Source organism: Pseudarthrobacter sulfonivorans (assembly GCF_001484605.1).
GTDB classification, from domain to species: domain Bacteria; phylum Actinomycetota; class Actinomycetes; order Actinomycetales; family Micrococcaceae; genus Arthrobacter; species Arthrobacter sulfonivorans_A.
In genome coordinates this window covers 4,159,787-4,173,786 of record NZ_CP013747.1, presented here as the reverse complement: position 1 = coordinate 4,173,786, position 14,000 = coordinate 4,159,787, and the positions used below count along the sequence as shown (strand labels likewise).

At 66.3% G+C, this 14,000-nt stretch carries 13 protein-coding genes; 4 read left to right on the top strand and 9 right to left on the bottom strand.

Annotation, left to right across the window (positions count from 1 at the left end):
- Positions 1–113: 113 nt before the first annotated feature.
- The 3 genes from AU252_RS18940 to AU252_RS18930 form a co-directional block, all read right to left on the bottom strand.
- Positions 114–3,191: an AAA family ATPase gene (locus AU252_RS18940; protein ID WP_058932050.1), complete on the bottom strand. Its 3,078-nt coding sequence runs from the start codon at positions 3,189–3,191 to the stop codon at positions 114–116.
- Positions 3,188–4,369 carry an exonuclease SbcCD subunit D gene (locus AU252_RS18935; protein ID WP_058932049.1) on the bottom strand — a complete coding sequence of 394 codons (1,182 nt, stop codon included), beginning with the start codon at positions 4,367–4,369 and terminating at the stop codon, positions 3,188–3,190. The genes AU252_RS18940 and AU252_RS18935 overlap by 4 nt, the downstream gene beginning before the upstream one ends.
- A gap of 71 nt (positions 4,370–4,440) precedes the next feature.
- Positions 4,441–5,469, bottom strand: a complete 1,029-nt coding sequence (locus tag AU252_RS18930; protein ID WP_058932048.1) for an MIP/aquaporin family protein — start codon at positions 5,467–5,469, stop codon at positions 4,441–4,443.
- Positions 5,470–5,611: 142 nt separating this feature from the next.
- On the opposite strand from AU252_RS18930, the gene AU252_RS18925 reads away from it, so the two are divergent.
- On the top strand, positions 5,612–6,694 hold the full coding sequence (locus AU252_RS18925; protein ID WP_058932047.1) for an ADP-ribosylglycohydrolase family protein: 1,083 nt from the start codon (positions 5,612–5,614) through the stop codon (positions 6,692–6,694).
- On the opposite strand, the gene AU252_RS18920 is transcribed toward AU252_RS18925, so the two are convergent.
- Complete coding sequence (locus AU252_RS18920) at positions 6,681–7,199, bottom strand: DUF4395 domain-containing protein (RefSeq protein ID WP_058932046.1); 519 nt, start codon at positions 7,197–7,199, stop codon at positions 6,681–6,683. The two genes, AU252_RS18925 and AU252_RS18920, sit on opposite strands and share 14 nt — an antisense overlap.
- Positions 7,200–7,282: 83 nt before the next feature.
- The gene (locus tag AU252_RS18915) at positions 7,283–7,957 is read right to left on the bottom strand and encodes a TetR/AcrR family transcriptional regulator C-terminal domain-containing protein (protein ID WP_058932045.1); all 675 of its coding nucleotides are present in this window, start codon (positions 7,955–7,957) and stop codon (positions 7,283–7,285) included.
- A gap of 120 nt (positions 7,958–8,077) precedes the next feature.
- On the opposite strand from AU252_RS18915, the gene AU252_RS18910 reads away from it, so the two are divergent.
- From AU252_RS18910 to AU252_RS18900, 3 genes are read left to right on the top strand one after another with little or no spacing between them, the layout of a single operon-like run.
- Positions 8,078–9,079, top strand: coding sequence for an NAD(P)-dependent alcohol dehydrogenase (locus tag AU252_RS18910; RefSeq protein ID WP_240484228.1), 1,002 nt, complete (start codon positions 8,078–8,080; stop codon positions 9,077–9,079).
- A 37-nt stretch (positions 9,080–9,116) separates the two neighbouring features.
- On the top strand, positions 9,117–9,833 hold the full coding sequence (locus tag AU252_RS18905; protein WP_058932043.1) for a DUF4386 domain-containing protein: 717 nt from the start codon (positions 9,117–9,119) through the stop codon (positions 9,831–9,833).
- 42 nt (positions 9,834–9,875) lie between these two features.
- Entirely contained in the window at positions 9,876–10,748 is an 873-nt protein-coding gene (locus AU252_RS18900) for an SDR family oxidoreductase (protein WP_205630595.1), read from the top strand.
- Positions 10,749–10,791: 43 nt separating this feature from the next.
- Here AU252_RS18900 and AU252_RS18895 read toward each other — a convergent pair whose 3' ends face one another.
- The 4 genes from AU252_RS18895 to AU252_RS18880 all read right to left on the bottom strand — a co-directional run bounded on the left by AU252_RS18895 (position 10,792) and on the right by AU252_RS18880 (position 13,887).
- On the bottom strand, positions 10,792–11,784 hold the full coding sequence (locus tag AU252_RS18895) for an exonuclease domain-containing protein (RefSeq protein ID WP_058932042.1): 993 nt from the start codon (positions 11,782–11,784) through the stop codon (positions 10,792–10,794).
- Positions 11,785–11,873: 89 nt separating this feature from the next.
- Positions 11,874–12,560, bottom strand: coding sequence for a hypothetical protein (locus AU252_RS18890; protein WP_058932041.1), 687 nt, complete (start codon positions 12,558–12,560; stop codon positions 11,874–11,876).
- Positions 12,557–13,489 (bottom strand): ABC transporter ATP-binding protein, encoded by a 933-nt coding sequence (locus AU252_RS18885; protein ID WP_058932040.1) that lies wholly within the window; start codon positions 13,487–13,489, stop codon positions 12,557–12,559. The genes AU252_RS18890 and AU252_RS18885 overlap by 4 nt, the downstream gene beginning before the upstream one ends.
- Positions 13,486–13,887 (bottom strand): GntR family transcriptional regulator, encoded by a 402-nt coding sequence (locus AU252_RS18880; protein WP_240484227.1) that lies wholly within the window; start codon positions 13,885–13,887, stop codon positions 13,486–13,488. Before AU252_RS18880 ends, AU252_RS18885 begins: the two co-directional genes overlap by 4 nt.
- Positions 13,888–14,000 lie beyond the last annotated feature (113 nt).

Sequence of the window (14,000 nt, the reverse complement as noted above, 5' to 3'; positions counted from 1 at the left end):
AGGTTCCGGGCTCGTTCAGTAATGCGCATCGTCCCTCCTCCCGATGCGCGCGACCCGGTAACTATCCAATTATAGAGGCCGGCTGGGGCCAGTCCAGCCCGGCATGGCCACCGTCACACCAGCGCTTCGGCGGCGTCGGAAATGCGGAGGGTGGAACCCTTCCGGCCCTTGAGGACCTGGAGCTGGGTTCCGATGCGCTGCTTCATCTCCCCCACATGACTGACGAGACCCACAACGCGCCCGCCGTCGCGTAGGCCTTCGAGGGCATCCATCACCTGTTCCAGGGACTGTTCGTCCAGGCTGCCGAAACCCTCGTCCACAAAAAGCGTCTCGATCTGGATGCCGCCGGATTCCTGCTGCACCACGTCCGCCAGCCCCAGTGCCAGAGACAGTGACGCCATAAAAGATTCGCCGCCGGAAAGTGTGGAAGTATCCCGGCGGTGTCCGGTCCACTGGTCCACCACTTCCAGGCCCAACCCGGATTTCGCGCCGCGCGCCGCCTTGGCGTCTGAATGCTGGAGCAGGTAGCGGCCATCGCTCATGGCCACCAGGCGTTCGGAAGCAGCCAACGCCACCTGTTCAAGCCGTGCCGCGAGGACGTAGCTGTTCAGGCTCATGCGGTACGTGTTGTCTCCCCGGCCTGCGGCGGTATCAGCCAGGGCTGTCAGCAGCTGGGCGCGTTCCCGCGGAACCCGCCCGGAACCGGCAAGCCGTTCGTAGTCATTGCGGACAGCGGCCAGCGACTCCACACAGCGCACGGCCATTCCGGCGGCGAGATCGGCGGCGCGTGCCTCCTCCCCGGCCTGCTCCGCGGCGGTTTGCAGCTCGGCAATGAGGGCTTCGTCCACCGCGGGATGGGCTGCTTCTTCCGTCAGTGCCTGCCGCAGGTCCTCGGATGCGAACAGCTCGGCAATCCTCGCCTGTTCGTCGTGGCCGGCCCGGACGTCAGCCAGCAGGGCGTCGGCGTCGGTGGCCGACAGCAGCTGCGCCCGGGCTTCAACGTCAGAACTGAAACCAGCCTCCGGCAACGCCAGGTCAAGCTGGATCCGCGCTTCCTCGGCCCTGGCCTTGGCCCTGCTGAGCAAGGCCTGGGCCTCCACGGCCTTTTCCAGTGTGGCAGCAGCGTCCTGCAGCGACCGCAGCCGGTGTGTGAGGCTGCGGTGGCCGCCGCGCAGGGCGGAGAGCGCCTCGTCAAGCGACGCCAGCTGGTCCACCAGTCCCGACAATTCAACGGTGACCTGCGCGAGCTCGGATGCTGCGCTGCGCATGGCGGAGTCCGCTGCCGCAATTCGGGCCTCCGAGCCCTCAAGCTGCCGCCGGAGGTCCTCGAGGTTTTTCACCGCCAGCTGAGACTCTCCGGCGGCGGTGCGGGCAGTCTCGAACGCTGCAATCGCATCCTCTTCGGGGGTGTCACCGCCCTGGCCTTCAAGAACAGCCACCAACTGGTTCGCGTCGCCCAACTCACGGGCCCGCGCCGCCAGATCTTTCTCCGCAGACTCGTGGTCATGCTGGGCGGCTTCCTCGGCCTGGCTGAGGCCCAGCGCTGACGCCGCAGCCTCCGCGGGAGCCGGGTGGTCCGCACTGCCGCAAACCGGGCAGGCTTCCCCCTCGGCCAGCTGGGCGGCGAGTTCGGCGGCGGCGTTGGCGAGTCTTTCCTCGCGCAGGTCCAGCCAGCGGAGTTTCTTCTCGAGCTGGATCTCCCGGGACGCCGAGTGGCGCTCGGAGGCGAGCCCCTGCGCCGCGCGTGCAGCCGCGTAGCGCCGGACGACGTCAAGAAGTTCCTCAGCCGCAGCGGCTTCCTTGGCGTGCAGGATGGCGGCTGAGGCCAGTTCCGTCAGGGGCTCGAGGCCCGCCGTCAGTGTTTCCTGCTCCGTGCGGAGGGCCTGCAGCGAAACGCCCAGGTCAATGTCCTTTTGGGTGAGTTCCTGCTGCTTCGTGCTGAGTGCGGCACGCCTGGCAACGAGTGAATGGAGGCGTTCTTCGTCCGGCAATCTTGCTTCCACAACGGCCAACAGGGACCGGAGCCGGCTGAGCTCACCAGCGACATCAAGGGCCCCTGCGGCGGAGAGCCCGCCATCGGAGTGGTCCGCATCCAAGGCGCCAAGGTCCAGCTGGTCCAGTTCGGGGTCTTCATCCGCCGCCATGCGCAGCAGTGTGATGGCGGATTCCATGGCTCCCGCCGCGTGCCGGACCTGGGTCTGGCTGGACTGGACTGCATGCAGCTGGCCCGAGAGCACCTCGGCGCGGCGGTGCTGTTCGAGGCGGGCGGCATGGACCTTCAGTGACGGCAGGGTTGCCTCTGCGGCTGCCTTCCTGGCCTCGGCGGCTGCCAGTTTGCGGTGCCGTTCCCGCCGCGCGGACTCGCTCTCCAGCCGGCCGGAGGTGTGCCTGCTGACAGCTGCTGCGGCCTCCGCCGCGGCAGCCAGCTCCCCTGCGCGGTGGGCCACTGATTCCTGCAGCCATTCGATCCGGGCAGACGATTCTTCCCGGGTAGGAGCTCCGGAATCGTCAATGGCCAGCGCGGCGGCCTCGGCTTCCGCCCGCGCCGCCAGCAGCTCAAGCTCCGCGTTCAGCCGGGCAACATCGTTCCGCGCGGCCTGCGCCTGCGCCGCCAATTCCTGTTCGAGAGCCTCAAACCGCTGGGTGCCGAAGAGCTTCTGCAGCAGTTCCAGGCGATCGGCTGCCTTGGACCGAAGGAAGGCGGCAAAATCGCCCTGCGGCAGCATCACCACGCGCGTGAACTGTTCCCGGTCCATTCCCAGCAGGGCGGTGATTTCAGCGCCGGCTTCGTCATTGCGTCCGGATCTCTCCGACCACGTCCCGCTGATGCGTTCCCGGAGGAGCGTTTTGGCCTGCTGTGTGGTGAAGCCGTTCTTCCCCCGGGCACTGGGTTTATCCCAGGCCGGCGACCTGGTGACTTCGAAGTGCCGGCCCTGGGCGGAAAACTCGCAGGTTACCGCCGGTTCGAGCGACGGCTCAGCATGATCGCTGCGCAGGCGTTTACCGTCCTGGCGCGCCCCGGGCACGGATCCGTACAGCGCAAAGCAGACGGCGTCCAGCACGCTGGTCTTCCCTGCCCCCGTAGGCCCGTTAAGGAGGAAGAGTCCGTGGGCGCTCAACCTGTCGAAGTCGATTTCCTCGGTACCCGCAAAGGGCCCGAAGGCGGAGATGGCAAGGCGGTGGATCCTCATAGCGATGCCTCCGTCAGGCGTACGTTATCCAGCGCCGCGGCGATGGCCGACCGCTCGGCGTCGTCCGCGTCCCGCCCCCGCACATGATCGAGGAATCCGCAGCAGAGCGAGAGATCATCCTGGGCTTCGGCGAGCCGGCTGCTGTAGCTCTTGGACGCCTTGACGGCGCCGCCCTGCGGATCAAAGCCGAGGACCAGCGTGTCCGGAAACCGGGCCCGCAGCCGCTCCATGGCCTGCGCCGGCCGCTGCTCATCCGTCAGGGTGATCTGGCAGTACGCACCTTCGGCCCAGGAATGTTCCGCGGACTCCAGGAGCTCCGAGATATCGCCGCGGAGCACAGCCAGCTTCCGCGGGGCTTCCCACGACAGGTCCGATACGCCGGTCACGCCGTCCGGGCCGACGTCGATCAGCCAGCTTCCCTTGGTGTGCTTGGCTTCGGAGAACGAGTAGGCCAGGGGCGAACCCGAGTACCTGACCTGCGGCGACAGGGTCTGGCGGCCGTGCAGGTGACCCAGCGCGGTGTAGCTGAATCCGTCGAAGAGGTCCAGGGGCACGGCTCCGACTCCCCCGATGCTGAGGTCCCGCTCGCTGTCGGAGCTGATCCCTCCGCTGGCGAACGTGTGGGCCAGGACCACTGAATGGACGGTTCCCGCAGCGCTACGCTCGGCGAGGTCTGCCCGGATGCGGTCAGTGGCGGCGCGGGTGACTTCGAAGTGGCTGGCTGTTTCTGCACCGAGTTGTTCGGCGACGAGGCGCGGTTCCAGCCAGGGGATTCCATAGATGGCCAGGACGGCGCCGGGCGTCCCGCCGTCACCTGTCTCAAGGGGCAGGACGACGGGCTGGTCCAGGTCCGCCAGCCGGGTCCGCAAGTGGACGCCGCCACGTTCCAGCAGCCGGGAGGCGAAGCCCAGCCGGATGGCGGAGTCGTGGTTGCCGGATGTCAGCACCACAGTGGCGCCGGCCGCCGTGAGCCGCACCAGGGCATCGTCCAACAGCCCCACGACGTCGACGCCGGGCAGGGCGCGGTCGTAGACATCGCCGGCGATCAGGACGACGTCGACAGCATTTCCGGTGACAGCGCTGACGAGCTGATCAACAAATGACCGCTGGGCGTCCAGCATCCCGACGCCGTGGAAGGACCTGCCCAAGTGCCAGTCCGATGTGTGCAATAACCGCATATTCTTACGCTAGCGGCTGCCACCGACAGTTTAGGAAACCGCCGCAACAGGCCGTTGCCCAGTCAGGCCAGCTAGCCGCGCTTTCCGTCGAAGAATTCCTGGGCCTCGTCGTGGTTGTCCGGCTCGTCCGCGGCGGCATGAGCCGGTGCGGGCGTGGCCGGAGCAGGTGCCTTGGCGGGCACCGCAGCGGACTCGTCGGCGACGACGCCATCGACGTCGGCATCCTCCTCGTCGGCATCCTCGTCGTCGTCAAAATCCACAACGTCGTCGGCCTCACTGCCGTCATCTACTGACCCGTCAGCGGCTGATCCAGCGGCCGAAGCAGTAACGGCAGCAACCGGCTCGGCGAACCCACGGAAGACCAGCCCGGCGATGGCTGCGCCCGCCAAGGGAGCAACCCAGAAAAGCCACAGCTGCTCAAGGGACCAGCTGGAGCTGAAGACGGCCGAGGCCGTGGCGCGGGCGGGGTTGAACGGCGCATTGCCCACGGACAGGCCCAGCTGCAGCAGGACCGCGAAGGCGAGGCCCACGGCTACGGCGGCTGCCGTTTTGTTGACGTTGTTGCGTGCGGTGGTGCCCAGGAAGACTGCAACCAGGATGGCGGCCCCGAGCACTTCCAGCAGGAGCACGCCGGCGAGGGGCGCCTGGATGATGGAATGTTCGCCGAATCCGGCGGTCACGGTGTCGAACGCCGTGCGGCTGTCCTGGATGCCCGGCAGTGTGCGCAGGATGCCGAAGAGTGCGAGGGCGCCGAGAAGCCCGCCCACCAGCTGCGCGCCGATGTAAGCAGCGGCGTCACCGAGCCGGATCCGGCCGGCGACGGCGTGGCCAACGGTCACCGCCGGGTTGAAGTGTCCGCCGGAAACGTAGCCGAAGGCCAGCATCGCCGCGGTCACTGCCAGGCCTGCTGCGAGCGCGGCGGGCAGCGGGCTGGACTGCGGGATGGAGAACAGCGGCACGCCCAGGCCTGCCACCACGATGAAAAGGCTGCCAAAGGCTTCGGCAGACAGCCTGGACACCAGCCCGTGCCGGATTTCGGCACCGCTGCCGGCAGTCAGCCCGGGGGCGGGATCACGGTGGACGGGCACAGGCGTGGTCATGGTGGGGCAATCCTTATCGTTGGGGTTTGGTGCCTTTGCATTCTGCCAAGGGATTCTGGGCGTTGGCTGAGTCCGAGCTTAGTGGACGGACGGCGTGGCGCCCCGGCGCGTTCCACCTTCGCCCCACGGTAAATTTACTGTCATGAGCATTGAACCGGGCGCCGTTGCCGCGCCCCCGCTGAAGTCCCGTATCCACGGCTGCCTCCTGGGCGGCGCACTGGGAGACTCGCTGGGCTACGCGGTGGAGTTCGACCCGATCGAGGCCATCCGCCAGCGCTTCGGCCCCGCGGGCCTGACGGACTTCGCAGCGCTCGACGGCGGCAGCCACTTCTCGGACGACACGCAGCTGACGCTGTACACCGTTGACGGGCTGGTGGAGGTGCTCGAATGGGCCAATGACGGCGTGGGTGCCGATGCGAACGCCTGCCTCTGGCTGGCCTACCTCCGCTGGCTGGCCACCCAGGGCGAATCCGTACCGCCGCAGGCCCCGGCACAGCCGCCGCGGTGGATCGACGGCAACGAGGTCCTGAGGCACCGCCGCGCCCCGGAAGACGCGTGCATCAGCGGGTTGGCCACCGGCGAAATGGGAACGGTGTACCGGCCCGTGAACCCGGATTCGAAGGGCCGCGGAACGGTGAAGCGGTCGGCACCGTTCGGCCTGCTTCCCTTCATAGCGTCCGACGCCGTCTATAAGTTGAGTGCCGACGCCGCCTCCCTGACACATGGCCACCCGTCCGCACGGCAAAGTGCCGGCAGCTTCAGCCTGCTGATCCACCGTCTGGTGGCCGGGGACGCCCTGGCGGACGCGGCTGCGACGGTCCTCACCGAGGTCCGAGGCCTGAAGGATGTGGCGGCGGAACTTCCCGAGCGGCTCGAAGCGGCCATCCGCTGTGCAGGAACAGGCGTCCTGTCGCCGGAGGAACTGGTTCGGCAGCTGGGCGAGGGCTGGGTCGCGGAGGAGGCGTTCGCCGTCGGGCTTTACGCTGTCCTGGCCACTGCGCCGGACGCGGACTCCGCCCTGTCGCCGGAGGACCATTTCCGGGCGGCCATGGCATTGGCCGTCAACCACAGCGGCGGCAGCGATTCCACGGGATCCATCGCGGGAAACATTCTGGGTGCCTACTACGGCCAAGAGTGCCTGCCAGCGGAGTGGCTCGACGCCCTGGAAGCTCCGGACGTCATCCGCGGCATGGCCGATCTGCTGGTGGGCGTTACGACCGCTTGAGCGCGACGTTGTTGCAGGCCTCGCAGATGTCTTCCGGGATCAGGCCCCGGCGCTGCAGCACTCCGAAGATGACGCAGCCCAGGCAGAATCCGGCGAAGGCCTCCAGGGAGGCAGCGGCAATGAGTACCGCGAGCGTAATCCAGGCTGCGGGGGCGGCACCGGCAAGGAACAGGATCAGCGCAGCCGTGGACACCACCGTTCCCATGCCCTGGGCAAAACGCTTGGGCGGTCCGGGAACCAGGCGAACGCGGCCCAGACGGGGTGCCAGGACCTTGACGGAGAGCAGGGCCAGCGGTGAAATCCGTGGGCCGAACAGCACCCGTAGCCAGAAGCCCGCGGCGATCAGCACGAGTCCCCAAACGGACCCGCTCAGCAGTGTGGCGCCCGCGAGGAGCACCACCAGGCCGGCGGTGATCCGGGCCGCGTATTCATTGACGGGGTTGGGAAAGGCGAACACGGCGGACCAGTTGATTCCGGTTGTTTGGCCGTCCGTTAGTTTGCTCATCTTGCAAGGCTAGGAGCCGGGCACGCCGCAGGGAAGATTTGTTGCGCCGGATGAACGCTGCACCGTGCCATCAGATGCAGGAGTTATGGCGGATCGACCGAGGTGAAGGCGGCCTCGAGGCCATCGAGAATGAGCCGAATGCCGAACTCGAACTCATGGCCGTAGGCATATCCCGGCTGCAGAATGTGCTCAACCGCCATCCGGGTGAGGTACGGGAACTCCGTCATGTCCCTCTGCTCCATGATGCTCTCGGTCGCGACACCGATATGGCCGGACTCGTCGAGGGGCAGGGAGGCCTCCTGCAACGCGAACCCGTGCACGTAGCTGTCCACCACTGACAACGCGTGCGCGGCCAGCGGAATCGAAAAACCGCTGCCCACCAGGCATCCGATCATGTCGTCATGAAATCTCATGGACGCCCCGGTGTTCCGCGCGTCCATCATGCTGATGGCCCATGGATGCCGCGCCAACACAGTTCGCGCCGACTCCGCACGTTCACGCAGGGCCGTCTTCCACTCGGCGTCACTGCGCGCCAGGACCATCTCGCCAACGACGAGTTCGACCATGCCGTCGAGAATCTCGTCCTTGCTTTTCACGTGGTAGTACAGCGACATCGCCTCGATGCCGAGTTCACGGGCCAGCTTGCGCATGCTCAGGGACTCGATGCCGCCGGCATCGGCGACCGCGACCGCCAGTCGCAGCGCCCGTTCGCGCGTGACGGGCGTCCGGGCCCTCTCGTTCTTTACTGCGGATACCACGGGTCCCTATCCTCTCGACCTACTTTTCATTCGACTCTAGTCAAACCATACAGTGTATGGTAACTTTCGAACACGACCTTACACTGTATGGTCGCCCCGGTTCACGAACGGAACACGACGATGACTGAAACACAGACTCCGACCACAGCGACAATGCAGGCGATCGTGCAACACCGGTATGGCCGCGCAGATGCCCTGCACCTCGAACGCGTCGCTAAGCCGAAGATTGCGGACGGTGAGGTGCTGATCCGGGTGCGCGCGGCATCCATCAATCACGCCGACTGGGTGTACACGACCGGCCGTCCGCTCATTGCACGCCTGGCCTTTGGGCTGCGAGCGCCCAGGAACATTGTTCGCGGGAAGGACGTCGCCGGTCAGGTAGAAGCGGTCGGCGTCGACGTAACCCGGCTGCGCGTGGGTGACGAAGTGTATGCCGAGGTCGAATCGGGGAGCTTCGCCGATTACGTCTGCGCACCGGACAGCCGGGTGGCGCTCAAGCCGGCGAACCTCTCGTTCGAGCAGGCGGCCAGCGTGCCTCTGGCAGCTCGAACCGCCTTGCAGGCGCTGCGTGACGGCGGACAGCTCAAGGCAGGGCAGCAGGTCCTGATCAACGGGGCATCCGGTGGGGTGGGCACGTTCGCGGTGCAGATCGCCGCCGCGCTCGGAGCGGAAGTGACCGCAGTGTGCAGCAGCCGAAATGCCGACCTCGTGCGGTCGCTCGGTGCCGATCACGTGATCGACTACGCCGAGCATGACTTCACGCGGGGTGCGCAGCGCTACGACGTGATCCTCGACAACATCGGCAACCACACCCTCACCGCAAGCCGACGGGCGTTGACTCCACACGGAACGCTCGTGCTCTCCAACGGCACCGGCGGCCCGGTGCTTGGGCCCCTGCCCCGTATCCTGCGCGCGCTGCTGCTGTCGCGGTTCGTCAGCCAAAACCTGCGCACCTTCACGGCCACTCCCGGCACGGCCCACCTCGACCTGCTCCGTGAGCTCATCGAATCTGGCACGGTCACGCCGGCAATCGACCGCACTTACCCCCTCGCCGAGACCGCAGACGCCCTCCGCTATTTCGCCGAAGACCACGCTCAAGCCAAAATCTCCATCACCGTTTGAACCCCGTCACCTCTACACCACACGAAAGAAGAAGACCATGTCCACATCAACTCTTGGAGCCGGCCAGGCGCCAGCGCTGAAAAGTTCACGCAAAGCGACGTCGCGGCTGATCGGCGGGCTCTTCCTGTCGGGGTTCCTGGTATACGGAATTGGCGCCGCCCTGGTCGCCTCCGTAGTCGGCGCACCCGACTTTCTCGCCTCGGTCGCCGCACAGCAGACCACCCTGGTGCTCGGCGCGTTCCTCATGTTGCTGAACGTGCTGGTGGATGTTGGCAAGGCGGTGCTGTTCTTTCCGATCATCGAGACTCACGGCCGGCGAACCGCACTGATTTATCTGGCCACAATGATTTTCGAGGTCGTGCTGCTGACGGTGGGTGTGCTGGCCGTGCTCATGATCGTGCCCATTGCCCAGCAGTCCGTTGTTTCCGGACCGGCGGGCGCAGAGTGGGCGCAATCCCTCGGCGCGCTCGCCGTGGCGGGCAATACCCTGGCCTACCAAATCGCCATGATGGCGCTGGGAATCGGGTGCATCTTCCTGTTCGCACTGTTGTTTCGCAGTCGTCTGCTGCCCCGCTTCCTGTCGGTGTGGGGCATGGCCGGCTACGCGATCTTCGCTGCTGGCGCCATCGCCGAGATCTTTGGCCTCCACATCGGCCTCATCCTGACGATCCCGGGCGGCCTGCTCGAGGTGGCGCTTGGCTTCTGGCTGATCATCAGGGGTTTCGAGCCAAAAGCCTACGACCAGGCGCCCTGAGCTGTGCCCCGCAGTCACGTGACGTACAAAAGGAATTCGACGATGAATGAGATCCACCCCCACACAATGACCGGCCAGACCGTACTGGTCACCGGCGCAACCAGCGGCATCGGCAAGGCAACCGCCCTCGGGCTGGCCGCGCTGGGTGCGACGGTGGCGATCACCGGTCGCGATCGCGAACGCACGGACGGCGCGGTGCGAGACATCCGGGCATCCGTCGACGGCGAGGTACACGCGTTCGTCGCTGACCTGTCGAGCCAGTCGGAGGTGCGGCGGCTGGCCGACGAGGTACTCACCGGTCTCCCCCGGATCGACGTGCTCGTCAACAACGTCGGCGGCTATTGGAACACCCGGCACGTGACCGCCGACGCGCTCGAGCGCACCTTCGCCCTCAACCATCTCGCGCCGTTCCTGCTCACCAATCTGCTGCTCCAACGACTGAAACAAGGCCCCGCCGCGCGGGTGGTCATGGTCGCCTCCAACGCACAGTCGATGGGTCGGATCGACTTCGACGACCTGCAGGGCGAGCGCGCGTACTCCGGCGCACGGGCCTACAACCAGTCCAAACTGGCCAACGTGATGTTCGCGTATGAGCTGGCCAGGCGCCTCCAGGGAACCTCGGTCACGGCGAACGCCGTGCACCCGGGCCTGGTGAGCACGGGGTTCGGCGCCGAGGATCCGGGGCGAACGCAGCGTCTGCTCGTGCCGCTGCTGCGACCGTTCATGAAAGCCCCGGCTAAGGGCGCGGCCACATCAATCCACGTGGCGTCGGTCGCCCAGCTCGCGCGGGTGACCGGCCGCTACTTCGCCGACAGGCAGCCCAGGAAGTCCTCCCCGCTGAGCTACGACACGGCTGCCGCAGCGCGGCTCTGGCAGGTGAGCGCCGACCTCGTCGGCTTACCCGCCCTCACCTGAGCGGGCGCCCAGCTGGTAGGCAGGTGACAACCCGATCTACCTATCAGCCGCCCACCATCTGCAGGAACTCGCCTTCGGAGAGTACTTCGATGGGCTGGCCGCGGTCGTGGAGCTCCAGGACGCGCCGGGCCTTGCCGGTCAGCCTGCCGGACCGCAGGTCCGCGGCCACAAAGCCGTCACCCACCACCAGCACCGTGGTGCGGGCGGTTACCCGGCTTTCCGGCCGGGCACCCAGCTCGGCCGAACGCACCTTCGCTTCCGGCCGGGCCATGGAGAGCTCGCCGGTGAAGACGACGGTCTGGCCGTACAGCGGGTGGGAGGGTTCGGCGTCGGCATTGGGTACGGGGTTGTCGCCCTCCTCCGGCCACCCGGACAGGAACGGGCGCACCAGCGCGGCGCTGCCTCCGCCAGCGGCACCGGCAAGGGCGGTAAGGCTGGCTTTGGACAGGACATCGTGCGCCGGGTCAAACGCCTCCTGATGCGGCAGGACCAGGCCCAGCGACAGGTAGAGCTCGGCAATGCTGTTGGCGTTGTTCCGCGCAGCGATGTCGATCAGGATGCCGGCGCAGGCGCGGGCGTCTTCTGCGGCGTCGTGGTGGTTGACCAGCGGCACGCCGGCTTCCTCCGCGGCGAACGGCAAGGAATTGGAGACCAGGGAGTAGCAGCGCCGGGCCAGCATCACGGTGCAGACGTAGTCGTAGGCAGGGCCGGGCAGGCCGGAGACCTCAAGCCCTGACCGGATCACTCCCAGGTCAAAGGCCGCGTTGTGCGCCGCCAGGATATCGTCCCCGATGAAGGCGCCAATCTCCGGGAACAGGTCACCGAAGCGGGGACGGCCCGCGACGTCCGTGGCCTTGATGCCGTGGACCCTGACGTTGTGGTACTCGAAGTGGTCGTGGTTGACCGGAGGCCGCATCAGCCACGACGCCTCGTCCACCACGCGCCCGCCGCGCACTTTTGTCAGGCCAACCGCGCACGGTGAACCCCGGAAGCCATTGGCCGTCTCGAAGTCGATCGCCGTAAAGTCCAAACCCACGGCCCATACTTTACCGCCGGACAGGCCCGTTCCCGTGTCACCAGGGCGGCCCTGTCGCGGATATCACGCGTCCGACGCCGGTGGCGGGGTTAGGGAATCGCCCGCCGCAGCGTGAGGTAGGAGCCGCCGGCAAGCACCACACACAGGGCGGCAGCCCAGGCGCCCATGGTCAGCGGTGTCTGCTGGACGAACCAGAAGCCGATGCTCCCCCACCACTGGTTCAGCGTCGCCAGCGCCACAATGCCAAGCAACAAAGCGGCCGAGCCGATCAGGGAGATCAGCATCCCGATGGTCCCCCAGCGTTTGTAGATCGTGGCGAACCAGAAGCCGATGATGAACATAAACATCATGATGGTGAAGTAGAACACCGCCGTGCCGTACCAGGGCCCGTCCGCGACCCACGGGAGGGCGAAGAAGAATCCATTGACGCCCCAGCCGTTGGTGGCCCGTTCAACGATGCCGCCCAGGAGGTAGATGGCCGTCATGGCCACGGCCAGCACGGAAAACAGGCCCAGCGTGCCCAGGTAAAAGGCCCGGCGGCTCACGCTCAGTGCCTGCGAAAACGGGAAAGCCAGCGTCATGCTCTGGATGCCCAGCACCATGAAGTACCAGAGCGGAGCCTGGCTGCCGCCGCCGAACTTGGGCTCGTCCACCGGAATCAGGGCGAATATGGCGATCGAGAGGAGAAAGGCCGCCGCGAGAATGACCAGCGGGTTCCCCAGATATGTCCATTTGGTGACGAGTTGCATCCGCGCCACCGCCATTGCCTTGCTCATCGTGCTGCCTCCAATGCATCGCGTTCCGGTCCGTCACCTGGCGCCTGGCGCCGGGTGTGGTTGTCCACGGTCTTCCTGATAACGAGCTGCTGCAGGGACACGGGAACCACTTCCAGTCCCACCCTGGCGGCTTCCGCCCGCTGCACGGGGCTGAGGGCTTCGTCAACAGTGACCGACGCCAGGGAGGCCATGGTCTCGCGGTGCAGGACCTTCCTGCCCGCGAGGAACGCGTCCACCTTGCCTGCCGGGCCCACCAGCGTCGTTGCGGACCCCCTCAGCGCATCCGCCTCGGCGTCGATAAGGATCCTTCCCGCATCAATCACAATGACGTGGTCCAGAAGGTTGGCCACTTCGTCAATGAGGTGGGAGGACAGGACGATCGTGCGCGGATAGTGCGTGAAGTCGGCCAGGAGCCGGTCGTAGAACAATTGCCGGGCAACCGCATCAAGCCCGAGGTAGGGTTCGTCAAAGAACGTCAGCTCCGCCCGTGACGCCAGGCCGATGATCACGCCCACGACGGACAACTGCCCCCGGGAGAGCTTCTTGATCCGCCGCTTGACCGGGAGTCCGAAGTCACTGATGAGCCGTTCGGCAAACGCCTGGTCCCAGTTGGGGAACAGCAGCCGCGCGGCCTTAAAGGCATGGAACGGCGTGAAGTCATCGGGGTATTTCTGCGATTCGCGGATAAAGCAGACCCGGGACAGGACCCTGTCATTTTCGTACGCCGGCTCGCCGAAAACCAGCGCATCCCCCGAGGTGGCGAACGCCTGCGCCGTCAAGACGGACATCAGGGTGGTCTTGCCGGCACCGTTACGTCCCAGCAGGCCGTAAATCCGGCCCCCTGAAAGACTGATGCTCACGTCGTCGAGTGCCAGGACATCCCGGTACCGTTTTGTGAGATTCCTTGCTTCAACCACTGTTTCGTTCATAGTGCCGCGCTCCTTTCCTGGTTGCCGTCCGCTGCCGTCGCGGCCTCTGCGCCGCGGATGATCATGCGGCTGAGCTCGTCCGGTGGAATGCCCAGCTTGCGTGCCTCCGCTGCGAGCGGCCGCACGTACTGCTCAAAGAATTCCTGGGTCCGCCGCGCCACCAAAGCCGCCCGGGCACCTGTGCAGACAAACATGCCGATCCCCCGCCTTTTGTAGAGGATTCCCTCCTCCACCAGGAGGTTCACACCCTTTGCTGCCGTGGCCGGGTTGATCCGATGGAACGCCGCGAACTCGTTGGTGGACGGGACTTGGGATTCCTCCGGGAGGTTGCCGTCCACGATGTCGTTTTCTATCAGTGCGGCAATCTGCAGGAAGATCGGCCTGCTGTCGTCTATCACTGGCGCCGCCTTGATCCTCATCCACGAGGCCGCAAAGCCTCACTGGTTAGTTACTTGTGTAACTAACCATACAACCAGGATGCCCTGGTGCGTCAAGTACCCTGAGGAGGTGA